This window comes from uncultured Nocardioides sp. (genome assembly GCF_947489365.1).
Lineage (GTDB): Bacteria > Actinomycetota > Actinomycetes > Propionibacteriales > Nocardioidaceae > Nocardioides.
This window is the reverse complement of record NZ_CANLDB010000002.1, coordinates 373768-397244: the sequence shown is the minus strand read 5'-3', so window position 1 is coordinate 397244 and position 23477 is coordinate 373768. Positions and strand designations below refer to the sequence as shown.

Sequence of the window (23477 nt, the reverse complement as noted above, 5' to 3'; positions counted from 1 at the left end):
CCTCGTGAGCGGGCGCCGCTGGGGCGTCCACGACCTCCTCGACCTCGTGCTCGACGAGGGCTCCTTCGAGTCGTGGGACACCGAGATCGACATCTCGGGTCACTCCGACGACTACCAGGCCACGCTGCGCGCCGCCGCCGCGAAGGCGGGGACCGACGAGTCCGTCGTCACCGGACGCGGCCTCATGCACGGCCGTCCGGTCGCCGTGGTCGCCAACGAGTTCCGGTTCCTCGCCGGGTCCATCGGCCGCGCGGCGGCCGAGCGCATCGTGGCCGCCGTACGACGGGCCACCGCCGAGGGCCTGCCCGTCCTGGCCACCACCGCCTCCGGTGGCACCCGGATGCAGGAGGGCACGCCGGCCTTCGTACGGATGGTCGACATCTCCCGCGCCGTCATGGAGCACCGGGCCGCGGGCCTGCCGTACCTCGTCTACCTGCGCGGACCCACGCTCGGCGGGGTGTTCGCCTCGTGGGGTTCGCTCGCGCACGTGACCGTGGCCGAGCCCGGCGCCCTCGTCGGCTTCCTCGGCCCCAAGGTCTACGAGGCGCTCAACGGCGAGCCGTTCCCCACCGACGTGCAGACCGCGGAGAACCTCGCGGCCAAGGGCGTCATCGACGCCGTCGTCCCGGCCGAGCAGCTGCCGGTGCTGGTCGAGCGGGCGCTCGCGGTGCTGGTGGACCCGCCCACCCCGCCGGAGCTGCCGGTCCGGGCCGGGGGGATCGCCGGTGACGCCGGCGCCTGGGACTCGATCCGGGCCACGCGGGCCCGCGACCGCGCCGGCGTCCGGGACCTGCTCCGCCACGGCGGGGCGGGAACCGTCCGCCTGCGCGGCACCGACGAGGGCGAGCAGGACTCCACCGTCGTCGTCGCCCTCACCCGCCTCGACGGGCAGCCGTGCGTGGTCGTCGGGCAGGACCGGACCCGCCAGACGCGCGCGACGCCGATGGGTCCCGGTGCGCTGCGGGAGGCGCGCCGGGCGATGCGGCTCGCCGACGAGCTCGGCCTGCCCCTCGTGACCGTCATCGACACCCCGGGCGCCGAGCTGTCGGCGCGCGCCGAGGAGGGCGCGATCGCCGGCGAGATCGCCCGCTGCATCGCCACCCTCGCGACCATGCGGGTGCCGACCCTGTCGGTGGTGCTCGGCCAGGGCTGCGGCGGCGGCGCGCTCGCGCTGCTGCCCGCCTGGGAGTCGATCGCCACCGAGCAGGCCTGGCTCTCCCCGCTGCCGCCCGAGGGCGCGAGCGCGATCGTGCACGCCGGCGACACGTCGTACGCCGCGGAGATGGCGGAGCACCAGCAGGTCCGGGCGGTCGACCTGCTCGCCGACGGCACCGTGCAGCACGTGGTGCCCGAGGTCGAGGGCGAGTCCGCCCGCTCCCTGGCCGTCGCGGTGGTCGCCGAGATCGCGTCGCGCCTGGCGCGCCTGCGTGAGACGGGCCCGCCGGGGGACCGCGTCAGCTGAGGTGCCGCGCGAACCGCTCGCCGATCTCGGCGTGGGTCTCGGGGCCGGGGTGGACGCCGTCGGGCAGCGGATGACGCTCGGCGTCGGCCTCGCCGTGCAGGGTGAGGCCGTCGACGAGGCGCAGGTGCGGGTCGGAGACCTGCCGCTGCGCGACCACCCGGGCGAGCTCCTCGCGGACGACCCGCAGGGTGAGGGCGCCGCGGGCGACCTCGGCGGGGTCGCCGGTGGCTCGCCACGCCACGCGCCCGGTGGCCATCGCCTCGAGGTCCGGCCCGAGGAGGCCCGGGGTGTCCTCGTGCAGCGGGCAGAGGATCGGCGTCACCACGACGAGCAGCACGTCCGCGTTGCCCTCCCGGATCGTGTCGAGGAACCCGTGGACGGCCGGTGCGAAGGCCCGGCGGCGCATCAGGTCGGCGTTCACCACGTTGATGCCGAGCGCGACGCTCACCGGGTCGTCGGGACCGAGGCCGGCAGCGAGGTCACGCAGGGTGCGGGCCGTCGCGGGGTCGAGCAGCGCGCCGCCGCCGAAGCCGAGGTTGACGAGGTCGACCCCGGCCGTTCGGGCGGCGACGGCGGGCCAGGTGCCGGTCGGCATGGCCGCGTTGGAGCCCTGGCTGATGGAGCTGCCGTGGTGCACCCAGGTCCGCCCCGACATCGGCACGGCCGCGACCGGTGCGTCCGCACGCAGCGCCACGAGGACGGTCGTCTCGTCGTGCGGCAGCCAGACCTCGACGGTCTTGTCACGGGCGGGCAGGCCGTCGAGCCGGAGCGTCCCGGCCGCGCCCGCGACCGTCTCGTGGGTGCCGGTCGTCATGTCGATCCGCACGACGTCGCCCCCGGTGACGCTGCCCGCGCCGGCGGGCTCGCCGTCGACGAGGACGTCGTACGTGCCGTCGGGCCGCGGCGGGGCGCCGACGTACTCGCGCTTCGTGGGGATCGTGTCCAGCTCGAGGCTCGTCGCGGCGGTGCGGAGCACGAGGCGGACGCCGGAGGGCTGCGAGGCGCTCAGCGACAGCTGCGGGTCGCCGACCTGCTCGCGGGCCCACCGCGGCAGGCGCCAGGGGAGCAGGCCGCGGTCGGTGCGCTCCACCTCGACGGCGCCGTGCAGCAGGTCGTCGGTGAGTCCGACGTCGGTCAGGGTGGTCACGGGGTGCCTCCGGATCGGTCGGTGAGCAGGCGGTCGAGGGAGTCCAGGACCCACTCCCACGAGGTGGTGGCGTCGGGCGCGCTGTGCGCGAAGCCGCCGGCGGCCTCGAGGGTCACGAAGCCGTGGACGACGGCACCGAGCAGCCGGACGGCGTGGGTCGCGTCGGGCTCGTCGAGGCCGTAGCCGCGCAGCACGGCCCGCATCAGGCCCGCCATCCGCGGCCCGGCGCTGGCGGCGGCGGTGGCGTCGTCCAGCGGGTGGCGGGCGGCGTCCCAGCGCCCGGGGTGGGCGCGGGCGTAGTCGCGGTGCGCGGCGGCGACCGCGGCGAGGGCGTCGCGTCCGGCGAGGCCCGCCGCGGCGGTGGTGGCCGCCTCGGTGAGCTCGCCGAGGGCGAGGACGGCGACGCGGGCACGGAGGTCGTCCGCGCCCGCGAGGTGGGCGTACAGGCTCGGGGGTCGTACGCCGACCCGTCGCGCCAGCGACGAGGGCGTGAGGTGGGCGAACCCCAACTCGTCCGCCAGCTCGGCGCCGGCCCGGACGAGGGTGTCCGGGGTGAGGCGTGGTCGTGGGGTCACGACCGCAGTAAACTACACCTAGTAGCCATTTGCCTAATTACCGTAGGAACGGTCGAGGCTGAGGACGAGCGTCCCCTCGACGGCGTCCCAGTCCGAGGGGGTGTTGTCCTCGCCGACCCAGGACTCGACGGCGTAGGTCCGCGACGACGGGGTGCGGGCGACCTCGACGAGGTCGAGGCTGGTGACGTCGGCGCCCCTCCACGTCGAGCGCCTGTCCCAGGTGCAGTCCTCCCGGCCGCTGGACACGTCGTGGACCGCCGCGTCGAAGAAGGTGCGCGTCCCCAACGACATCTCACGGAGGTCGAAGTCCGCGAGGTCGGCCCAGATGTCGTCGGTGTCCGGGTCGCCGTCCCACTCGACGGTGCCGCTGCCGTCACGGGTCTCGTCGACGACCTGCGTGCACCAGGGGTCGGTGTCGGTCCTCCTGGACGTGCCGCTGTAGCCCCAGGTGCTCATCGACGACTGGATGTCGGTGGAGGCGACGTCCTTCCCGGCCATCGCGAGGTCCACGCTGAGGGTCTGGGTGTGGTCCCACCTCTCGCTGTGGCCCGACCCGGACTCGTCGCCGTGGTCGGTGAAGGTCAGGTCGCCGGTGAGCGTGCCGTCCAGGTCGCGGATCGGCGGCGGGAAGCGGAGCGTCCCGGCCGCCGTGCAGGCCTTCGCGGTGCACACGAGCAGGGTGTACCTCGACGTCACCCACTCCGGGACCTCGACCGTCATCCGGGTCGTGCCCGTGGCGCCCTTCCTGAGCGCCGGCGCGAGGGCGTAGCCCACGACCATGTCGTCACCGGACGGCTTCGCGTCGCGCGAGAGCCGGGCGGAGACATGGGTGGGTCGGGAGCTGGCCCGGCCCGGGTTGCGCATGCCGATCCTGAGGGTGAAGGCGTCACCCCGCGCGACCGTCGCCGGCACTCCCCTCACCCCGGTGATCACGCTGTCCCGCGGGGCGGCTGCGGTGGCGGGGGTGGTGGCGGCGAGAGCGGTCGTCGACAGGAGGGCGGCGGTCGCCGCGGTCAGGGCGACCAGGGAACGGGCGCGGGTGGGGCGGTGGTGCGTCATGGCTGTCCTTCGAGGGAGGGGCGGTACGCCGCCGGTCGGCGACGGCACGCACTCTGCGCGGGCCCGGTGGCAACGCGCTTGCAGGCGTTGCAAGGGCCCCGGGACGGGGCGGCATGATGGTCGGGCCATGACCATGCCGATGCTCGCCACCGCCACGAAGGCCGTCCCGGGCGGACCCGAGTGGCTGCACGAGGTGAAGTGGGACGGCGTCCGCGTGCTGCTCGACGTCTCCGCGGGCTCCGGCGGCACGGGCCGCCTCACCAGCCGCAACGGCAACGTCACGACCGCGGCCTGGCCCGAGCTCGCGGCCTCCCCGCTGGGGGAGCGGGACCTGCTGCTCGACGGCGAGATCATCGCGCTGAACGAGCAGGGGATCCCCGACTTCCGCGTCCTCCAGCACCGGATGCACGTCCGGAAGGCCTCCGAGGTCGCGCGTCTCGTCGGGTCCGTCCCGGTCACCCTGATGGTCTTCGACCTGCTCCGCCTCGACGGCGAGGACCTCACCGCGCTCCCGCTCGAGGAACGTCGGGAGCGCCTCGCCGGGCTGGGTCTGGCCGAGACCCGCTGGCAGGTCCCCGATGCGTACGACGACGGGGCGATGCTGCTCGACGCCACCCGGGCCCAGGGCCTCGAGGGGGTCGTCAGCAAGCGCCGCCGCTCGGCGTACCGCCCGGGGGTGCGGAGCCCCGACTGGCTCAAGCTGGCCCACCGGCACCGCGGCAGCTACGTGGTCGGCGGCTGGCGCCCACAGGTCGGCACCGACGACCGGCTCGCGGCGGTCCTGGTGGGGGAGCCGACCGCCGACGGGCTGCTCTACCGCGGCCGGGTGGGCAGCGGCATCACCGGAGCCACCGCCCGCCGCCTGCAGGCGGTGCTGGAGCCCCTCGCCGCCGCCGCGAGCCCGTTCGCCGACGAGGTGCCCCGCGTCGACGCCACCGGCACCCGCTGGGTCGAGCCCGTCGTGGTCGTCGACGTCGACACCCACGGCGCCGGCTACGACCGGCTGCGCCAGCCGTCGTTCCAGGGCGTCCGCACCGACGTCTCGGCGGAGGACCTGGCGGAGGACCCGACGCATGGCTGAGGTCCGGGTCGAGGTCGACGGGCGGACCCTGACGATCAGCAACCTCGACAAGGTCCTCTACCCGCGCACGGGCACGACCAAGGGCGAGGTGCTCGACTACTACGCCCGCATCTCCCCGGTGCTGCTGCCGCACCTCGCCGGCCGCGCCGTCACCCGCATCCGGTGGCCCCACGGGACGGGCGACGGCAGCTTCTTCGAGAAGAACGCCCCGCGGGGCACCCCGAGCTGGGTCCGCACCGTCGAGGTCCCGACCACCGGCTCCCGGGGGGAGTCCCGGCACGGGGACACCCTCGTGTTCCCCGTCTGCGAGGACCTGGCCACGCTCACCTGGATGGCCAACCTCGCGGCCCTCGAGCTGCACGTGCACCAGTGGACGGTGACGCGCACCGGTCGGGTGCGCGGCGCCGACCGCCTGGTCGTCGACCTCGACCCCGGCGAGGGCGCCGGGCTGGGGGAGTGCAGCACCGTCGCCCTCCTCGCCCGCGACGCCCTCGCCGAGCGGGACCTGGCGACCAGGCCCGTGCTCAGTGGGTCCAAGGGCCTCCACCTGTACGCCGACCTGCCGCGGCGGCTCGACCCCGACGACGCCACCGCGCTGGCGAAGGAGGTCGCCGAGGAGCTCACCGCCGCGCACCCGAAGCTCGTCACCGCGACCATGACCAAGGCCCGGCGCACCGGCAAGGTGTTCTTCGACTGGTCGCAGAACGCCGGGTCCAAGACCACCGTCTCGCCGTACTCGCTGCGGGGCCGCGACGCCCCCACCGTCGCCGCGCCCCTGAGCTGGGACGAGGTCGCCGAGGGCGCCGACGACCCCCTCGCGCTGGAGCAGCTGCGCTTCGACGAGGTGCTGGACCGGGTCGCCGAGCGCGGGGACCTGTTCGCGGTCTAGACCACGTGGCGCCCGAGCGGGGCCGCCCCGCATCATCGGTGCGCGGCGCCACATGGGGTGGTGCCGACGTCTGGCGCAGCACCCTCGACCACCGGTCGAGGCGCGTCGTCCTCGAGCTCACGATGGCCGAGCTGATGTCGCGCGGCGACGAGGGGTCCTCCCTCCCGCAGGACTTCACGCGGCGGCTGGGCACCGAGAGGATCCGGTCCGGCCGGCCGGTCTAGACCAGATGGCGGGAGCCCGACGGTTTTGTGATGCTCCCGCCACCGGTCGCCCCGCTGGAGGGCGCCCACACCGAAGGAGCCCCCGTTGCGTCGTACGACCGCCACCGTCCTCACCGTCCTCACCACCCTCGGCGCCCTCGCGGCGACCATGGCGCCCGCGTCCGCCGAGGTCGTCACCGTCGAGGACGGCATCAACGACGTCCAGTACTTCAGCGGCCGCGACCTGGGCATCCGCACCGACTACGTGGACATCTCGAGCACCACCGTCGACCACCGGGCGAACAACATCGTCATGACCGTCGGCATCCTGGACGTCGACAAGACGACGGACTTCGAGGTCCAGGGCGCCCTCAAGACCGGCGGCAGGCTCTACCTCGCGCGCCTCCAGTACGCACCCGGCGGCAGCAACGTCTTCCTCCAGGACGGCGACACCGGTGACGAGTTGCGCTGCGCCGTGAAGGGCGCCGTCAAGGAGATGGCGAGCACCGTGGTGCTCACGGTCCCGCGCAGCTGCGTCGGCGACCCGGCCCGGGTCCGGTTCGGGTCGCGGACCATCGACGCCGGTGACGGGTTCACCCTCATCGACGACGGTCGCCGTGGGCGGGTCACCTCGCAGGAGACGCCGATCAAGGTCGGCAGGGCCACGGTGGCCCAGGGGTAGCCCCCACGCACCATGATGGAGGCATGACCGACCCCCGCCCCATCGAGACCTGGCTGACCGACATGGACGGCGTCCTCGTGCACGAGGAGGCGCCGATCCCCGGCGCCCCGGAGTTCGTCGAAGCGCTGAAGGACTCCGGGCGCCGGTTCATGGTGCTCACGAACAACTCCATCTACACCCCGCGCGACCTCCGGGCCCGGCTCCTGAAGAGCGGCATCGACGTGCCCGAGGAGGCCATCTGGACCTCCGCGCTGGCCACCGCGCAGTTCCTGCTCGACCAGCGCCCCCGCGGCACGGCGTACGTCGTGGGGGAGTCGGGGCTGACCACGGCGCTGCACGAGATCGGCTACGTGATGACCGACCGGGAGCCGGACTACGTGGTGCTCGGCGAGACCCGGACGTACTCGTTCGAGGCGATCACCCGGGCCATCCGACTCATCGAGGCCGGCGCGCGCTTCATCGCCACCAACCCCGACGCGAGCGGACCCAGCCAGCAGGGGACCCTCCCCGCGACGGGCTCCGTGGCCGCGCTGATCACCACCGCGACCGGGCGGTCGCCGTACTACGTCGGCAAGCCGAACCCGCTGATGATGCGCAGCGCGCTGAACCGGCTCGAGGCCCACTCGGAGACGACCGTGATGATCGGCGACCGGATGGACACCGACGTGGTCAGCGGCATCGAGGCCGGGCTGCGGACCGTCCTGGTGCTGACCGGGTCGACCCGACCGGACCAGGTGGAGACCTTCCCCTACCGTCCGACGCGGGTCGTGGACTCGATCGCCGAGCTGGTCGACCTGGTCGCCGACCGTTCGCCGCAGGTGGGCGTCTCGGAGGACTGACGCTCGCCCCACCCGCCCCAGGGACCACCTCGTGAACAGTGTTCACACTTGGCTTGGTGATGGGGCCAGGAGGGCCGTACCGTTGATCCGGTGGCTACGGCGGGGATCTCGGGACCCGGGGGGGCGCCCGCCTTCCTCGGCCCCTCACGCTTCCCCCGGACCCCCGCCCGCCAACGGAGCTCACGGGCCCGTTCGCCGATGCCCCCGGCCGCCGAGGAGCTCCTCGAGACGCTGGTGAGGCTCGAGCCGGGCGCCCGCGTGGTGCGGACGGTGGACGCCGTCGCGCCCGGTCCCGGACGGCACCGCGTGCTGGTCCCCGACCGCACCCACCCCGTCGCCCTGGCGGTCGACCACCCGGGCGCGCTCGCGGCCGCGACGTGGACGACGGACGCGACGACCACGACCGCGAGCTCGCTGCGGATGCTCGGCACCCGGGCGTGGCTGACGATGACGGGGGGAGGCATGGCCCCCGACCGTGTCGCCGTCGTCGGAGGGCGCCAGACCCTGGTCGACCACCTCTCCGAGGTCCTCGGCGAGGCCGTGACCTACACGCTGCGGGTGGACGACGCCCTCACCTGCCGTCGCCCGGTCCTGCAGCTGTTCGACGAGCGGCGTCGACTCTTCGCCCACGCCGTGCTCGGGCTCGGCCCGGCCTCCCGGCGCGACCTGGAGTCGACGGCGGCGGCCCTCGGGGTGGTCGGCGAGCGCGAGTGGGAGCACCTCGAGGTGCCCCGGGTGCTCGCGCGCACGACCTGGGAGGACGTCGACGTCCTGGTCACGGCCGCGCTGCGTCCCTCGTGGTGGCAGGGCTCCGAGCGTCGCCGCCTGGAGGTCCCGGCCGAGGCGATGGGCGAGCTGAGCCGGGCCTGGGCCGAGGACGCCGTCCGCGTCGACGAGATGGCCTGGACCCTCGCGCAGCAGCGCACCGCCGCCGGGCTCCGCAGCCGGCACGCCCGCACCCGCCTCGAGGCGGCGCTCGAGAAGGTCCTGCGTGACGCCCGCCGTACGACCTGGCCGGTCGGGGCCTGGCACGGCGACTGGACGGCGGTCCACATGGCCCGCCGGGGGTCGACGGTGCAGCTGTGGGGCTGGACGCGCTTCGAGGTGGGCGTCCCGATGGGGCTCGACCCGTGCCACTTCGCGGTCGCGGAGTCGGTGCGCCGGCACGGACTCACCCCCGACGCCGTCCGCACCGGCCTGCGGGAGGCGCTGCGGCGCCAGCCCGGGCCCGGCGCCTCGATGATGGGCGGCCTCTACCTCCTCGCGGTCACCACCCGCGAGCTCGCCCTCGCGGACGGCCCCGGCGGACACCGGGTGACGGAGCGCGCCGAGGTGCTCCTCACCGCCCTCGAGGGCTGGCTCGGCGCCCGCCCCTGACCCTCGGGACCCGCGCCGCACCGCCTAGTGGTCCTCCGTCGCGCGGGAGTCCGTGAGCGACAGGGCGCCGTACGTCGCCACGACGCCCACGACCACCGCCAGGACACCGAAGGTCGCCCGCTCGCCCTCGAAGTACGACGCGACGAGGGCGTTGCTCCACACCCCGGCGGGGAGCGTGGTGGTGACCAGCGCGGCGATGGCCGTGCCGACGACGGCGGTGCCCAGGCTCGTGCCGACCTCCTGGGCGGTGTCGTTGAGGGCCGCGCCGATGGAGGTCCGGTCGTGCGGCATGGCCGTCACCAGGGCGACCGCGCAGATGGTCATGACGATCCGCAGCCCCACCGTGAGGACGACCAGCGACACCGCGATGGCGACGTACCCGTGCTCGACGGAGAACGCCATGCCGGCCAGCGACGTGGCGAGCAGCGCGGCGCCGACCAGGCAGGCGGTGCGGTGGCCGTACCGCGAGGCGAGCCTCTCGGCCACCGGGGTCGCGGCGAGCATGGTGAGGATGAGCGGGAGGTTGGCGAGGCCGGCGCGGACGGGCCCCCAGCCGTAGGCGTACTGGAAGTGCAGGACGAGCGCGAACATCACGCTGGCCATCGCGATCGACGAGGCCATCTGGGTGATCGCGGCGCCGCGCGCCGGTCCGGAGGCCAGCAGCCGCAGGTCCAGCATCGGGTGGGCCGCGACGCGCTCGCGGCGCACGAACCCGACCGTGGCGACGACCGCGCCGAGGGCGCAGGCCACGGTGACCCAGGAGGTCCAGCCGTGCTCGACGCCGCTGGTCAGGGTGTAGCAGCCGAGGCCCATCGCGGCCACGGTCCACAGCGCGCCGGGCAGGTCGAGGGGGTCGCGGGTGAGGCCCTCGGGGTGGTCGGCGGGCACGCCGTACCGGACGCCGAGCCAGGCGACGAGGGCGATCGGCGCGTTGACTCCGAGCAGCCACTGCCACGACACGTGGGCGAGGGCGGTGCCGCCGAGCAGCGGGCCGAGCACGAAGCCCGACATGCCGACGACCATCACGACGGTGATGGCGCGCATGCGCAGCTTCTCGTCGTCGAAGAGTCGGAAGATCAGGGACATCGTGACCGGGGCCATGGCCGCGGCGGCGAGACCGAGGGCCGCCCGCAGGGCGATCAGCTCGCCGGAGCTCGAGACGAGGACGACGCCGGCGCTGATGGCGCCGAACGCGGCGAGGCCGACGAGCAGGACGCGGCGGCGTCCGAGGCGGTCCGCCGCGGCGCCGGCGGTGAGCAGCAGCCCGCCGAAGGTCAGCGAGTAGGCGCCGGTGACCCACTGGAGGCCGGTGGTGCCGCTGCCGAGGTCGCGGCCGATGGTCGGCAGGGCGATCGACAGCAGCGTGTTGTCGACCATCTCGACGAAGAAGGCCAGGCAGAGGGCGGCGAGGGGGAGGGCGGCGGCGCGCAGCGAGGGGTGGCTCGGCGCGGGCGTTCCCGTCAGGGCGGGGGTGGTGGAGCTCATGGCTGCCTCCTGGAAATCGAACGTCGTTCGACTACCGAACGACGTTCGAAGACTAGAACGGCGTTCGATAGAGTGCAAGGCATGGCCCGACGGCGCGCGTCACACTCACTGGAGGCGGTGCTCTCCGAGGCGGTCTCCCTGCTCGACGAGGCGGGGGAGCCGGCGCTCACGTTCCGGGCGCTGGCGGCACGGCTCGGCGGGGGCGTGGGCAGCATCTACTGGTACGTCGCGAGCCGCGACGAGCTGCTCGACCGGGCCACGGACACGGTGATGGCGGAGGTCCTCGCGCAGGTCGAGGCCCTCGACGCCGACGACGACCCGGTCGCCGTCCTGCGGGCGATGTCGCTGACGTTGTTCGACGAGATGGTGCGCCGGCCGTGGTTCGCGACGTACATGCTGCGCAACACCGGGCTGCAGCCGCACGCGATGCGGATGTTCGACCTGCTCGGCCAGCAGGTCATGCGGCTGGGCCTCACGCCGCGCGAGGAGTTCCACGCGGTGTCGTCGCTGCTGAGCTACGTGGTGGGCGTGGCCGTCGACATGGCGCAGCCGCCGCCGCAGGAGTTCCTCGACTCCGACATGGAGCCGAGCGCGTTCCTGGCGATGTACGCCGACCGGTGGCGGGCGCTGGACCCCGACGAGCACCCGTTCGCGCACCGCATCGCCGACGAGTTCGCCGTCCACGACGACGGCGAGGTCTTCCGCTCGGGCCTGGACATGTTCCTGGCCGGCCTCCGCGAGCGCGCGGGGACCGGCCAGGACGAGGGAACGGGTGGTGGGTCGGTCAGTCCTTCGGCTCGAGGAGGAAGAGCGGGATGAGCCGGTCCGTCTTCGCCTGGTACTCGGCGTACGTCGACCACGACTCGACGGCGAGCGTCCACCAGTCGTCGCGCTCGGGGCCGTCGGGGAGCTCGCGGACGGAGTAGGTCCTCTTCTCGGCGCCGTCCTGCAGGTCGACCTCGGGGTGGGCGCGGAAGTTGTCCGCCCACGTCGGGTCGTCGGGGGCGCCGCCCTTGGAGGCGACCGCGAGGTACGACCCGTCGCGCTCGACCTTCATCACGGGGTTCTTGCGGAGGTTGCCGGACTTCTTGCCGACCGAGGTGATGACCACGATCGGCGTCGGGTCGTCACGACCCGGCAGGGTGGTCGCGCGCTGTCCGCCGGAGGCCTCGTACTCCGCGACCTGGTCGCGGACCCACTGGGCGGAGCTGGGGACGTAGGTGCCAGTCAGTGCCATGCCTGTCCCAACGGCAGGACCCGCGACGTGATTCCCGGCACTCTCGACGAGCACCGTGTGCGCGGCGGAGGACGTCCCGCCCGCTACACCAGGCCGTGCTCGTGCGCGAACACCACGATCTGCACCCGGTCGCGCAGCGCGAGCTTCCGCAGGATCGCCCCCACGTGGGTCTTCACGGTCGACTCCGAGGTGAACACCCGCGCGGAGATCTCGGCGTTGGACAGGCCCCGGGCGACGGCGTCGAACACCTCGCGCTCCCGCTCGGTGAGCTCGGTGAACGCCCGTGGCGGCGGGTCGGGGGTGACCAGCGCGGTGTCGAGGAGCGTCACCAGGTCGGTCGGCGCGAGCACGGCGTTGCCGGTGTGGACGGTGCGGATCGCGTCGCGGAGCTGGACCGGGGTGGTGTCCTTCAGCAGGAACCCGCTGGCGCCGTACCGGATGGCCGTGGCCGCCCGGTCGTCGAGGTTGAAGGTGGTCAGCACGACCACCCGCACCGGCGTACGACGGGCCGCGGCGTCGCCGACCCCCGTGGCTCCGGCGGTTCCGGCGGCTCCGGCGAAGATCCGGCGGGTGGCCTCCACGCCGTCCATGACGGGCATGCGGATGTCCATCAGCACCACGTCGGGCTGCAGCTCGACGACGAGACGGACGGCCTCCTCGCCGTCGGCGGCGGTGCCGACCACGCGCATGCCGTCCTGGGCGTCGACGATGACGCGCACGCCCTCGCGGAACAGGTCCTGGTCGTCGACCAGGAGCACGCGGATGTCGGCGGTGCCGGCGGTGCCGGCGGTGTCGGCTGTGTCGTCGGGGGCGCTCATCGGCGCACCGGGACCCAGGCGGTGGCGGTGAACGTCGCCGTGCGGCGGCGGACGTCGAGACGCCCGCCGACGGACTCCAGCCGGCGCCGCATCCCGACGATCCCGCGCCGGTCGGACGGCCGGTCGTCGGCCGGGGGGACCGGGCCGGTGTCGTCGTCGTCCGGCGCGAGGTCGTTGACGACCTCGAGGCGCAGCTCGTCGCCACCCCAGTGGCGCTCGACGTGGATGGTGGCGTCGCGGGGTCCGTGGCGCATGGCGTTGGTCAGCATCTCCTGGAGCACCCGGTACGCGACCTCGGCGAGGTCCGGCGGGAGCGGTTGGGGGCGTCCCACCTCGTGCGACTCGACGAGGTGGCCGCTGCGGCGCACGCCCTCGACGAGCTCGTCCAGCGCGGCGGGGGAGGCGAGGGCGGCGGGGGCGCCGGGGGCGCCGTCGCGGGTGGTGTCGAGGACGGTGCGGACGTCGCGCAGCGAGTCGCGCGCGGCGCCGGCGATGGTGGCGAGCGTCGCCTTGAGCGTCGTGGGGTCGTCGGGGAGGTACTGCGCCGACTCGGCCTGGGCCAGGATCACCGCGAGCGAGTGGCCGACGACGTCGTGGACGTCGGAGGCGAGCCGGGCCTGCGAGGCGCGCAGCGCGGCGAGCTCCTGGGCCTGGGCGCGGGCCGCGTCGGCCTGGGCTGTCTCCGCCTCGGCGACGGCCTGCGACTCCTGCGAGCGCTGCGCCCGCTGCAGGAAGCGCAGCGCGAGCCCGGCCAGCCACGGCGCCCCCAGCGGCAGGAGGGTCGCGGCGAGCAGCAGCCCGAGCAGGCCGAGGTCGGGGACGACGGCGAACAGGTCGTAGAGGGCCAGCCCGGTCCGGTCGCCGAACGGCTCGTAGGCCCGGGAGGCGATCACGCCGACGGCCAGCGCGACCCCGATGGGGATGGAGAGGCCGCTGACGGTCACCGTCGACGCCCGACCCCAGCGGGCGCAGCCGAACGCGACCACCGCCGCGCTCAGCTGCACCAGCAGCAGCGGCACGTTCGTGACGACCTGGCCGGCGCTCGTCAGCCACACCAGTGCCAGCCCGGCGGCGGGTGCCCGGCGGCTCAGCCCGGCGGCGATCGCGAACCCGACGACGACGTAGTAGACGTCCCCGGCGGTGGCCTCGACCATCGCCGTCTCGTCGCGCAGCTCGTAGAGGCCCAGCAGGAGGACGACGAGCCCGACCGCGACGTCCGGCCCGAACGCCCGTGCCCAGCGCAGCGCCCGGTCACGACCGGACTCCTGCGCGACGACCGTGCTCACAGGCGTGATCCTCCCGGAGGAGTGGTGGAGCGTCATGGCGCCATGCTCGTCGCCGCCCCCGGTCGCGGACGTCCGCCGCAGGTGCCGACCCACTCGTCCCCGCGGCCAGACCTGCTCCCGCCGGTCACGACCGACGGGCCGGGACGCACGACGCCCCGGTCGAGGAGGCCGGAGCCTCCCTCGACCGGGGCGTCGGGGTCAGTCAGTCGGGTCGGTCAGCCGCGCGAGGCCGCCGTACGGCGCAGGCGGGTGTTGACGAACTCGCCCATGCCCCAGCGACCGAGCTCGCGGCCGAAGCCGGAGCGCTTGACGCCACCGAAGGGCAGGCCGGGGAGCGTGGTGCCGTGCTCGTTGACGTAGGCCATGCCGACGTCGAGGCGGTCGGCGATCTCCTGGGCGCGGTCGGTGTCAGCGCCCCACACGGAGCCGCTGAGCCCGAAGCTGGTGTCGTTGGCCAGCGTGACGGCCTCGTCGACGGAGTCGACGCCGTACACGACGGCGACGGGGCCGAAGATCTCCTCGGAGTAGGCCTCCATGTCCTTCGTGACCCCCGTGAGGACGGCGGGGCGCATGTAGGCGCCGTCGCCCTCGACGGCGTCGCCGCCGGTGTGGAGGGTCGCGCCCTGCTCGACGGCCTTGGCGACCTGGCTGACGACCTTGTCGCGCGCGGTGACCGACGACAGCGGGCCGAGGCGGGTGTCGGAGCTCGTGGGGTCGCCGGGCTGGGAGGCCTCGAAGACCGACACGACGGTCGCCACGAACTCGTCGACCTTGTCGGTCGGCACGATCATGCGCTTCGGGGAGTTGCAGGCCTGGCCGCAGTTGCCGAGGCGGGCCTTGGCGGCGGACTTGGCGACCTTCGCGATGTCCTCGTCGAGGACGATGAGCGGGTCCGAGCCGCCGAGCTCGAGGACGGCCTTCTTCAGGTTGCGGCCCGCGATCTCGGCGACGGCGGCGCCGGCGCGCTCGCTGCCCGTGAGCGAGATGCCCTGGACGCGCGGGTCGGCGATCATCGTCGCGATCTGGTCGTTGGTCGCGTAGACGTTGATGTAGGCGTCCGTGGGCACGCCGGCGGCGTGGAAGATCTCCTCCATGACGGCGGCCGAGGCCGCGCAGATCGGCGCGTGCTTGAGGACGATCGTGTTGCCGACCATCAGGTTGGGGGCGACGAACCGGGCCACCTGGTAGTACGGGAAGTTCCACGGCATCACGCCGATGATCGAGCCGACCGGCACCGTCTCGACGACGGACTCCTGCGCGCCCTGCGGGTCGAGGACCTCCTCGGCGAGCAGGTCGGGGCCGTGCTCGGCGTACCAGCGGTAGATCATCGCGGAGAGCTTGATCTCGCCCGCGGCCTGCGCGACGGGCTTGCCCATCTCGCGGGCGATCAGCGTGGCGAGCTCGTCGGAGCGCTCCTCGTAGGCGTCCGCGACGCGGACCAGGATGGCGGCGCGGTCCGCGGTCGCGGTGGCCCGCCAGTCGTCGAAAGCACCGTGCGAGCGGGCGAGGACACCCTCGACCTCGCCGTCGGTGAGCTCGGGGAACTCCTGCTCGATGGCCCCGGTGGCGGGGTTGGCGGTCACGTAGGTGGTCATGTCACCGACGCTACAGCGACGTCGCGAAGGACCGGGCCGGCCCGGACCGTGACGGCTGGGACGCCAGGTCACTGCTGGGGCTGCTGAGCCCCAGGTTGTCCACAGGCGCGGGATTCCCCTCTAACCAATCACGGCAAAGAGCCGTTGACTGGGCGTCGAGACATCCGACGCGTCTATGGGGGACACCACGATGACCACCGCGCCCAGCCACCGCGCGGCCGGCCCGACCACCGCCGCCAGCACCGCCGTCAGCGCGGCTCGGGCCGACCTCCCGCCGGTCGACCCGGCGCTGCTGGACCGGCTCGACGGGGCCGTGCGCGACGTCGTACGACGCGAGGGCATCGACCCGCAGCGCGACGGGCGGGTCGTGCGCCGCATCGCCGAGGACGTCGTCCGCGCCCACGACGACCTGTCGCTGACCGGCCAGGTCACCCCGCTGGGCGACCCCGTCGCCGTCGTGGGGGAGCTCGTCGCCCGCGTCGCGGGGTTCGGCGCGCTGCAGGTCTACCTCGACGACCCGGAGATCGAGGAGGTCTGGATCAACGACCCGTGTCAGGTTGACAAGAGGTAGCGCATAACCCACTCAGCGGGTCAGGTGAGGTCCTCCGGCAGAACGGCATTCAACCCCGGGATCTGGTCCTGAAGATGCGCGAGCAGAGCGCGGTCTGGTTCGCCGGGGTTGGCTGCTAGATGGCCACGCAGGTTCTCCGCAACTGCCGGATTCACCCGACCGTCAGGTGTTCCGTGAAGGATCTGGTCAATAATCGCCTGCGCTTGGGCGCGACGCCCCTCTCGGTCAGGCGCCGAGGGCCGATCGTCGCTTCCCATGCTCATGCGAGACATGTTGCCAGTTCGCTTGTTCGAACTGTCGGTGGAGCGGTGCAAGATGACGCCCATGACGAAGCTGGACGCCGCGTGGGCCATTCACGAACTCAAGCAATTCATCCACGCGACCGACCAGGTCGCCTACGAGAGCACCGTGGTGTTCGGCGTCCACATGCGCGCGTCCGAAACCGAAGCCTCGCAGCGAGCGCACGTCGTCGAGCAGATTCTCGACCGCGTCATCCCTGGCTGGAGGGCGGCCCGTCCCGGGACAGACGAGGACTTCACCTGGTTGCGAGACCAGGCCTCGCGGGGACTCGCCGCGCTTGAGCGCCAAGCCGAGCTGGCCGAAAAGCTGGGTGACAACGCCCCCGATATGGACGCGTCCAATCTGCACCCTTGGGCTTGGGAAAACGGCAGGTCGTACTGGAACACTGGGCACTTTCATCAGGCGGTCATGCAGGCGGCCATCCGCATCAACGCGGAGACGCAAGCGAAATTGGGCCGCATGGACGTGTCTGAGACGGCACTGTTCAACGAGGCGTTTACGACCGACGCCCCCAAGGAGAACAAGCCCCGGTTGCGGCTGGCGGAGGACGATGGTGGCGACACATTCCGGAACCTCCACCGGGGCGCCCGCGCGTTCGCTGAGGGGCTGTATGCGGGCATCCGCAACCCCGGCATGCACAGGCCGCACGAGCAGGACGGCGGCGCCGAGCAGCTAGCCCTCGAACAGCTCGCGGCGTTCAGTTTGCTCGCCCGCTGGGTCGATGAGGCCGTTGTCGAGACTGTGGGCCAGTGAGTTCGTCGCGCTCGGTTGACGCGTGAATCCCACCCGTGTGACTATCGGCGGGCCGGGGCTGGTTTACGCCGACTTCCGGCGGGGTGGGGATTCGCCCCGGTGCACCACCAATACCGAGAGCCTGCAAGGCAAGCCAAGAAGGCACGAGGACACAGACCTGACAGCGCGACCCCAGCGCTGGGCTTCAGGGAGTGGCCCCTCACGACGGGACCAGTCGTCCGACTGGTCGCAAACCTCGTGAGCCCTTGGAGGCCTTTCATGAGCACCATCCCTACCCCCGACCGTCCGCGCTGCGTCTGTGGCGCTCCCTGGCACGGTGAGCTGCTGCTCCACGGCGACCAGCGCTGGGCCGCCACCCAGCTCCAAGACCTCGGCTTGCCGGTCGCCCACGTTCGGCGTGCGATCGACCACCAGCAGGACGCCATCAAGGACATCTACGACGAGCTTGGCAAGGACCTCACGGCGGGCTCGGTGGTCCGCTGGGAGTTCGTGTTGTGTGAGGCGTGCTGGCCGGACCAGGTTCCTTCGACCGAGGTCGCGACGGTCAACCGCTGGGACACCGGTATTGAGCTCTTCCAGCTCGTGGCCAGCCCCTCTGAGACGGGGATCGCGACTGTCCGCGACCTGAAGGCCTGGCTCGCCACGTACGCCGACGACGCCGAGGTCGAGCTGGAGTTCAGCGCGAACGGGCGGATGGCCTGGGCCACTCTCAGCCGGCTCAACGCCTGGATTGAGCCGGACGACAAGCCCTGCCTGTCGCTGGGCATGGACGACATCGTCGCGGCGTTGACCGAGTCCCACGATGACGCCGCCGAGGACGGTGCCGCATGAGGGGCGACATGGCTGAGTCCTTCGCTGTGTTTGACGAGGTTCAGGACGTCCTTGATCGGCATCTGACCGCGACCCGGTGGACCGGCGAAGATGAGTACGAGCAGGGCATCGCAAGGCGCGCCCGCGCGTTCTTGGAGGAGCTGATCGAGACCAGGATCCTTGTGCGGCACGACAACGACCCCCGTGCCGTGGCCGCCGAGTTCGATGACTTGCGCGACTCCATCTTCTGGAGCTGGTTGGTCGATGCCTCGATGAATCGGTGCTCTTGCCAGTGTGAGCAGCACGGGTGAGCGGCTCCACCTAGTTGGTGACCTCGGCGCGTCCGGTGTGGCCGGTGAAGGACTGATGGGTGCCGACTCCCGAGGGAGTCGACGTCAGGCCGCATTCGGCGCATCGGACGCGCCGGGCGTTGTTGCGGGCCGACACCGCCCGTCCGGTGTCTCGCAGGACGTCCCGGCCCGCAGGGGTGAGGACCCACATGCGGCGGACCCGGACAGGCGACCCGTGGCCCAGCCCGCACCCGAGCCGGGAGTGTTCGGCGAGGCCGGTGGCGGTGTAGAAGAGGGCACCGCACCGTCGGCACGACAGCGTCGGGTGGTCATGCTCGAAGAACCGGCGTCGGCGACGCTTCACGTCGTTGTCGTCGACGCCGGTCATCAACGCAGGAGTCCGAGGCGTTCCAGGTCGCGCCGGATATGCGTGGGAGGCCTGTCACTCATCGAGCGCGTCTCATGTACGAAGTGGCGGTCCGGCGAGCTCGGCGCCGGATCGTCCTCGACCAGCTCGGCGTCGACTACGTCGCCGATGAGGTCTTCGTCGGCGCCGTCGCGGTCGGCGGCGCGGTTGAGCGCGGCGAACACCTCGTCGCTGGCCTCCGGCTGCTCGTCGGCGTACCGGGCATCCACGAGCGTGCCGGGCTCGGCCAGCATCCGACGGAACAGGTCCTCGACGGGGTCGACCTCGGTGACGCCGAGCAGCACCTTGGACGTGGCGCCGAGCCCGCCCCGGTCGAGCAAGTCGTGCAGGATGCGGATCTTGTCCCGGGGCTCGGTGGCGGGGTCGTCCAGCATCGCTTGCAGCCGCCTCACGGCGTCGTCCAGTGACGTGCCGATCCGACGCGCTGCCTTCTCGCGCACGGCGGGCAGGTTCGCGCCGTGCTTGAAACACACGCTGGCGCCCGGGTGCGCCTCGGTGCGGCACTGCTCGCCGGTGGAGATGATCGTGCCGTTGCACCGGACGACCTCGGGGTGCTTGGCCCACCACTCGTCGCCGTGAGACTTCCTGCGCCCGGCCACGGCTACCGCCAAACGAGGACGCGACCTGCAGGCCCGCCCGCATCCGGAGCAGCTCGGAAGACGTCGTTGAGAGTGTCGTGGCACAGCCCGCAGGTCTGGACCTCGACAGCCGACTGGTCGCACGGCACCCACAGCCTGTGGACCCGGAGCCCTCGCATCGAGCACCCGCACCGGTCGCACGCCTTGGCCTTGTGGTTGGGCGGGTCGAACAGCGCGTCGAGGATCGTGACGGCTGGGACGTCGGGGTCGGCCCATCGCAGCAGCGGGGTCGTGGCGTCGTAGGTCAGGAGCTCGGTCGCGACCGGGGCGCCGAGCGCGATGAAGATCGTGGCGTCGGCCCACCCGAGCTCCGTGCCGAGCGGCTCGCACCACCGTGTGCGGTCCTCGGGGTCGTTGAAGATGAGCGAGTTGCCGGTGTAGGCGTCGGCCATGGTGCGGGCCGTCGTCTCGTTGATGTCGGTGGTCATCTGATGCTCCTTCGGCGGGGCGCTGTTGGGGCGCTGTTCCCCGGCCCCGGCGCGGCGCGCCCCATCCGCGCCGGGGCCGGGAGTCTCAGGAAGCGACGTACAGCGACGGCGGCGTGTAGGTCGCGTTGGTGCTGATCTGCAGGACGAAGCCGGCCAGGCGGTGGCGGACACCGGTGCCGAAGCCGTGGGTGAAGTAGCTGTCGATCAGCGGGTAGTCGGACCGCGAGCCCTCGATGACCGTCAGGCCCTTGATGCGCGAGTGCTCGCGGAGCATCAGCGGGTTGGAGTTCACGAGTCGCCCACCGGAGGCGAGACCGACCACGTACCCGGCGGGGATGCGGTCGGACTCGTTGAGGATCGCGTCGCCGTACCCGCCGAGAACCGGGAAGCCCGCGAACGTCGCGGCGGGCTGGTCGCCCACCAGCTGGCCCTCGGCGTAGAAGCGAGCGCCCGAGGCGGGGATGAAGTCGGCGCGGTCGCCGTCGGCCACGCGGAAGCGGGAGACGCGGTTGCCCTCGAAGGCGTTGACGAAGATGACGACCTGGGTGCCGTTCTCGGCGGAGTACCCGTGCGACTTGAAGTCGTCGATGATCACGTCCAGGTCGCTGGAGACGACCTGGGCCTCGCCCGAGGTCCGGAAGTGCGTGTGCGACCCGGGGAACGTGTTGCCGTTGTAGGCAGGCGGGGTCCACCCGTCACCGTTGGCGAACGCGAAGACGTCGTAGACGTTCTTGGTGTTGGGGTCGGTGACCTTGCGGGTGGTGGGGGAGAAGACCGTCCGCATGATGTCGGTGAAGACGTTCTCGCGGTCGGCGTTGATCACCTGCACGGTCGCGGCGGTAATCTCGGCGTCGCTTGCGTCGGTCAGGTAGCGCCACGTCCACCCGAGGCGGGCGTCGTACCACTGGAAGGTCGCGCCGAGGTCCAGCGTCTCGTGGGTCAGCCGGGACGCCTCGGGGATGCCGTACTCGGTCGCGACCTCGAACACGTCGGCGCCACCGCCGACGGTCTGCAGGACCGAGGTGACCGGCGAGGTCACCGGGTAGGTGAACACGTCGGTGAAGCGCTGCTGCTGGTCGTTCGCGAGGCTCATCACCTCGGTGAGCTCGGCGAAGAGCTCGTTGAAGTCGCGACCGTCTGCGGTCTTGAGCTGCCGGTCGCCGAGCGCGTAGTAGCCGCGCGCCATCATGCGGGCGCCGCCGAACTCGGCGCGGTTGCGGGCCAGCAGCCCGGTGATGTCGCCCGCTGCGAGCAGCTCGGCGCGAGTGGTGGTCATGTGTGACGTCTCCCTGGTGGGGTCGAGGATCTACGGGTGTTGCGGACAAGGCGTCCGCTGCCGGTTCCTGTTCGGCCCACCTGGGCCCACTGCCTGCCAACCGAACTGGTTGACGTTGACAACGATACCGGACCGGAATCGGGCCGGTGCGGGTCGCCGCGCCCGAGGCGATAGGAGCGGTTGTGAGGCGGTCGCCCGGCCCTCGGGTGCGCCCGGCGACTGGTCGTGCGGGAGAGGTGCGGTTCTGTGCGGAGGCGCCAGGGGCGAGGTCTTAGGGGACGTACGGTCGAGAGGCTCAGCCCCAATTGCAGATCGCGTCCTAGCGCGCCGACGGGTAGTCTGCCCGGATGATGCGACGGCTGAGAGGATTCCCGCTCCTTCCCGCAATCGCGCTAATTCTCACTCCTGTTGTGGTCTTGTCGGCAGCGCCTTCCGCGGTCGATGTCTTCACCGATAGTTCGCAGACGGCTGCGGTTATATGGGCCCGTCTTTTCGGACTAACTTTCTTAGCACTGGCATTCGTCGCGTTTTTCGTCTGCCAGACCCTCGTGATTGAACTCTGGGATCGGCGTCGAGCTGTTTCCGACGCAGAGCAGAATCTGAGAAGATTGCAGGCTGTCAAGCGGGCCATGTCGACTGCGCGCCAAGAAGACACCTGGCGTGACTGACGAACGGCCCGGGCCTGAGCCGGAGGGGCCCGAGGGTCTGACGAATTGGAGACCCGAGCACGAGCGGATGATGCGTGACTTTGCCGAGGCCGAGGAGATCCTCGGCTACATACGGGCGCAGCACGGCATCCCCGAGCAACAACTGCCGCCGACCCCAGTTCGCTCGGTTCGGCAGCGTCCCAACCGCGAAGACCTCGACGATCAGATCGAGCGGGCTGCAGAGGAGTTGCAGGAGAGACAGGGACTGCTCGCCAGGTTTGCGCCGCGCGTGTGGAAGTTCCTAGCAACTACGACGTCGCTAGCGTTGGCCGGGGGAATACTTACAGTCGGCGGTTCTCTCGTTGATCAGCGAATTCCTGTGGCCCCATCGGATATCGAGGATGCGCAGATCTGTGCCACGGCAATAGAGAATGTCGGGGTCGCTGTTGATCGAGGAATCGACCGGCCCGAGATTCTCGAGAACGTCAATCCGAACGAGGTCGACGAGCGATGTGGCGATGAGGCCGAGATCGCGGCCGACATTAGAGACGATTGAGCGACGAGCCTGCGGCGGCGCGGACGGCGGCTCTGCGGATCGCGGCGCCGACGTGGCTGTGATTCCAGATGGGGGACATGCCCGGCCCCTTCGACACGCCCTCCGCGTTGAACAGCCGGGCAATCGCTGACGCGGACATGCCCTCGCGGTGAAGCGCGACGATCCGCGCCTCGGCCTCGCCGGGGATGCTCGGCGGTCGGCCCATGTGCTTCCCGGTCGTGGCGCGGATCGTGGCCATGCCTTCGCGGGTGCGCTCGGCCAAGCGGCGCCGCTCCATCTCGGCGAAGGCTGCGGTCACGTGGGCCATGAGCCTGCCGGTGGTCGTGCTGGTGTCGACGCCGAGGTCCATGCACACGACGTCCCAGCGCTCGCGCTCGGCGCGGTTCAGCAGCCCGGCGAAGTCGGCGACGTCGCGGCACAGCCGGTCGAGCTTGGCCACGGCCAGCACGTCGGCCCGGTGCGCGCCGAGGTCGGCCAGCGCGGCGGCGAGGACCGGGCGTCCGGCCAGTGACTTGGCGGACGCGGCCTCCTCGATGCGCAGGTCGAGGTCCCAGTCCAGGAGCTCGGCAGCCTCGGTGAGCCGAGCGGCCTGCACCTCCACCGAGATGCCCTGCTTGTCGGTGCTGCGCCGCACGTAGCCGAGGACTCGGGGCCGGGTCGGGGTGTCGGTCATCGCGGGCTCCTAGGTGGTCCGTCGGCATGGGGACCCTTGCCGACGGGAAGAACGCTACTCGAACACTTGTGCGAGTACTGGTCAGCGGTGAGTCGGGCGAGCGGGGAGCGAGCCGGGTCCGCGTGCCGCTCTCGCGCGCGGGCGCGTTTGCCTTCACAGCGAGCGCGCCGCGCGGCAGCTACTCCGCCTCTCGGCTCTCGGCTCTCGGCTCCCGGCTCCCGGCTCTCGGCTCTCGGCTTTCGTGCTTCTTCGCCGGACCTCCGCCGACCGCGTCCATCACCACGGGCGCGGTCGGACGCGGTGGACGCGCTGCGCCTTCGCCGCACCCGGTGATGTCCAACCAGGAGTGGGTGTCCTTCTCCCTTGATCGGCG

The 23477-nt window shown here is 72.3% G+C and carries 27 protein-coding genes; 13 read left to right on the top strand and 14 right to left on the bottom strand.

Translation table 11 applies throughout. The features are described from left to right. The first annotated feature begins 4 nt into the window (after positions 1–4). The gene (locus tag Q0858_RS07250; RefSeq protein WP_299052184.1) at positions 5–1462 is read left to right on the top strand and encodes a carboxyl transferase domain-containing protein; all 1458 of its coding nucleotides are present in this window, start codon (positions 5–7) and stop codon (positions 1460–1462) included. Here Q0858_RS07250 and Q0858_RS07245 read toward each other — a convergent pair. The 3 genes from Q0858_RS07245 to Q0858_RS07235 are packed head-to-tail and all read right to left on the bottom strand — an operon-like array spanning position 1455 to position 4243. Next, the gene (locus Q0858_RS07245; RefSeq protein WP_299052183.1) at positions 1455–2609 is read right to left on the bottom strand and encodes a GDSL-type esterase/lipase family protein; all 1155 of its coding nucleotides are present in this window, start codon (positions 2607–2609) and stop codon (positions 1455–1457) included. The genes Q0858_RS07250 and Q0858_RS07245 overlap by 8 nt on opposite strands. Beyond that, entirely contained in the window at positions 2606–3184 is a 579-nt protein-coding gene (locus Q0858_RS07240) for a TetR/AcrR family transcriptional regulator (RefSeq protein WP_299052182.1), read from the bottom strand. The genes Q0858_RS07245 and Q0858_RS07240 overlap by 4 nt, the downstream gene beginning before the upstream one ends. A gap of 33 nt (positions 3185–3217) precedes the next feature. Further along, the gene (locus Q0858_RS07235; protein WP_299052181.1) at positions 3218–4243 is read right to left on the bottom strand and encodes a hypothetical protein; all 1026 of its coding nucleotides are present in this window, start codon (positions 4241–4243) and stop codon (positions 3218–3220) included. Between the two features lie 127 nt (positions 4244–4370). Here Q0858_RS07235 and ligD (Q0858_RS07230) point away from each other — a divergent pair, with 127 nt between their 5' ends. The 6 genes from ligD (Q0858_RS07230) (at position 4371) to Q0858_RS07205 (ending at position 9314) form a co-directional block, all read left to right on the top strand. Continuing rightward, positions 4371–5324, top strand: coding sequence for a non-homologous end-joining DNA ligase (gene ligD / locus Q0858_RS07230; protein ID WP_299052180.1), 954 nt, complete (start codon positions 4371–4373; stop codon positions 5322–5324). Next, on the top strand, positions 5317–6213 hold the full coding sequence (gene ligD / locus Q0858_RS07225) for a non-homologous end-joining DNA ligase (protein ID WP_299052179.1): 897 nt from the start codon (positions 5317–5319) through the stop codon (positions 6211–6213). The genes ligD (Q0858_RS07230) and ligD (Q0858_RS07225) overlap by 8 nt, the downstream gene beginning before the upstream one ends. 38 nt (positions 6214–6251) lie before the next feature. Further along, entirely contained in the window at positions 6252–6437 is a 186-nt protein-coding gene (locus Q0858_RS07220; protein WP_299052178.1) for a hypothetical protein, read from the top strand. Between the two features lie 85 nt (positions 6438–6522). Further along, positions 6523–7098 (top strand): hypothetical protein, encoded by a 576-nt coding sequence (locus Q0858_RS07215; RefSeq protein WP_299052177.1) that lies wholly within the window; start codon positions 6523–6525, stop codon positions 7096–7098. 23 nt (positions 7099–7121) lie between these two features. After that, complete coding sequence (locus tag Q0858_RS07210) at positions 7122–7937, top strand: HAD-IIA family hydrolase (RefSeq protein ID WP_299052176.1); 816 nt, start codon at positions 7122–7124, stop codon at positions 7935–7937. A gap of 198 nt (positions 7938–8135) precedes the next feature. Next, positions 8136–9314: a hypothetical protein gene (locus Q0858_RS07205; protein WP_299052175.1), complete on the top strand. Its 1179-nt coding sequence runs from the start codon at positions 8136–8138 to the stop codon at positions 9312–9314. A gap of 24 nt (positions 9315–9338) precedes the next feature. On the opposite strand, the gene Q0858_RS07200 is transcribed toward Q0858_RS07205, so the two are convergent. Next, positions 9339–10799 carry an MFS transporter gene (locus Q0858_RS07200; protein ID WP_299052174.1) on the bottom strand — a complete coding sequence of 487 codons (1461 nt, stop codon included), beginning with the start codon at positions 10797–10799 and terminating at the stop codon, positions 9339–9341. An 81-nt stretch (positions 10800–10880) separates the two neighbouring features. Between Q0858_RS07200 and Q0858_RS07195 the strand changes: the two genes are divergently transcribed. Continuing rightward, positions 10881–11618 (top strand): TetR/AcrR family transcriptional regulator, encoded by a 738-nt coding sequence (locus Q0858_RS07195; RefSeq protein WP_299052173.1) that lies wholly within the window; start codon positions 10881–10883, stop codon positions 11616–11618. Here Q0858_RS07195 and Q0858_RS07190 read toward each other — a convergent pair. The 4 genes from Q0858_RS07190 to Q0858_RS07175 form a co-directional block, all read right to left on the bottom strand. Further along, positions 11584–12036 (bottom strand): nitroreductase family deazaflavin-dependent oxidoreductase, encoded by a 453-nt coding sequence (locus Q0858_RS07190; protein WP_299052172.1) that lies wholly within the window; start codon positions 12034–12036, stop codon positions 11584–11586. The genes Q0858_RS07195 and Q0858_RS07190 overlap by 35 nt on opposite strands. Before the next feature lie 83 nt (positions 12037–12119). Then, on the bottom strand, positions 12120–12854 hold the full coding sequence (locus Q0858_RS07185) for a response regulator transcription factor (RefSeq protein ID WP_299052171.1): 735 nt from the start codon (positions 12852–12854) through the stop codon (positions 12120–12122). Next, complete coding sequence (locus tag Q0858_RS07180; protein ID WP_299052170.1) at positions 12851–14140, bottom strand: histidine kinase; 1290 nt, start codon at positions 14138–14140, stop codon at positions 12851–12853. The genes Q0858_RS07185 and Q0858_RS07180 overlap by 4 nt, the downstream gene beginning before the upstream one ends. A gap of 215 nt (positions 14141–14355) precedes the next feature. Continuing rightward, positions 14356–15735, bottom strand: coding sequence for an NAD-dependent succinate-semialdehyde dehydrogenase (locus Q0858_RS07175; RefSeq protein WP_299052169.1), 1380 nt, complete (start codon positions 15733–15735; stop codon positions 14356–14358). A 190-nt stretch (positions 15736–15925) separates the two neighbouring features. On the opposite strand from Q0858_RS07175, the gene Q0858_RS07170 reads away from it, so the two are divergent. Beyond that, positions 15926–16306, top strand: a complete 381-nt coding sequence (locus Q0858_RS07170) for a hypothetical protein (RefSeq protein WP_299052168.1) — start codon at positions 15926–15928, stop codon at positions 16304–16306. 20 nt (positions 16307–16326) lie between these two features. Here Q0858_RS07170 and Q0858_RS07165 read toward each other — a convergent pair whose 3' ends face one another. Further along, positions 16327–16569 carry a hypothetical protein gene (locus Q0858_RS07165; protein WP_299052167.1) on the bottom strand — a complete coding sequence of 81 codons (243 nt, stop codon included), beginning with the start codon at positions 16567–16569 and terminating at the stop codon, positions 16327–16329. A gap of 61 nt (positions 16570–16630) precedes the next feature. Here Q0858_RS07165 and Q0858_RS07160 point away from each other — a divergent pair, with 61 nt between their 5' ends. From Q0858_RS07160 to Q0858_RS07150, 3 genes are all read left to right on the top strand, one after another. Continuing rightward, on the top strand, positions 16631–17359 hold the full coding sequence (locus Q0858_RS07160; RefSeq protein ID WP_299052166.1) for a TIGR02391 family protein: 729 nt from the start codon (positions 16631–16633) through the stop codon (positions 17357–17359). A 258-nt stretch (positions 17360–17617) separates the two neighbouring features. Next, entirely contained in the window at positions 17618–18190 is a 573-nt protein-coding gene (locus tag Q0858_RS07155) for a hypothetical protein (RefSeq protein WP_299052165.1), read from the top strand. An 8-nt stretch (positions 18191–18198) separates the two neighbouring features. Then, positions 18199–18480, top strand: coding sequence for a hypothetical protein (locus Q0858_RS07150; protein WP_299052164.1), 282 nt, complete (start codon positions 18199–18201; stop codon positions 18478–18480). Positions 18481–18490: 10 nt separating this feature from the next. Here the strand turns inward: Q0858_RS07150 and Q0858_RS07145 are convergent, their stop codons facing one another. The 4 genes from Q0858_RS07145 to Q0858_RS07130 form a co-directional block, all read right to left on the bottom strand. Continuing rightward, positions 18491–18847, bottom strand: a complete 357-nt coding sequence (locus Q0858_RS07145; RefSeq protein ID WP_299052163.1) for a hypothetical protein — start codon at positions 18845–18847, stop codon at positions 18491–18493. Beyond that, a complete protein-coding gene (locus tag Q0858_RS07140) occupies positions 18847–19485 on the bottom strand; it encodes a hypothetical protein (RefSeq protein ID WP_299052162.1) in 639 nt (212 codons plus the stop codon). Before Q0858_RS07140 ends, Q0858_RS07145 begins: the two co-directional genes overlap by 1 nt. Before the next feature lie 2 nt (positions 19486–19487). Continuing rightward, a complete protein-coding gene (locus tag Q0858_RS07135; RefSeq protein ID WP_299052161.1) occupies positions 19488–19952 on the bottom strand; it encodes a hypothetical protein in 465 nt (154 codons plus the stop codon). Between the two features lie 85 nt (positions 19953–20037). After that, the gene (locus tag Q0858_RS07130) at positions 20038–21228 is read right to left on the bottom strand and encodes a hypothetical protein (RefSeq protein ID WP_299052160.1); all 1191 of its coding nucleotides are present in this window, start codon (positions 21226–21228) and stop codon (positions 20038–20040) included. Positions 21229–21888: 660 nt separating this feature from the next. Here Q0858_RS07130 and Q0858_RS07125 point away from each other — a divergent pair. Continuing rightward, positions 21889–22431, top strand: a complete 543-nt coding sequence (locus Q0858_RS07125; protein ID WP_299052159.1) for a hypothetical protein — start codon at positions 21889–21891, stop codon at positions 22429–22431. On the opposite strand, the gene Q0858_RS07120 is transcribed toward Q0858_RS07125, so the two are convergent. Further along, positions 22418–23104 carry a recombinase family protein gene (locus Q0858_RS07120; protein ID WP_299052158.1) on the bottom strand — a complete coding sequence of 229 codons (687 nt, stop codon included), beginning with the start codon at positions 23102–23104 and terminating at the stop codon, positions 22418–22420. The two genes, Q0858_RS07125 and Q0858_RS07120, sit on opposite strands and share 14 nt — an antisense overlap. Between the last annotated feature and the right edge of the window lie 373 nt (positions 23105–23477).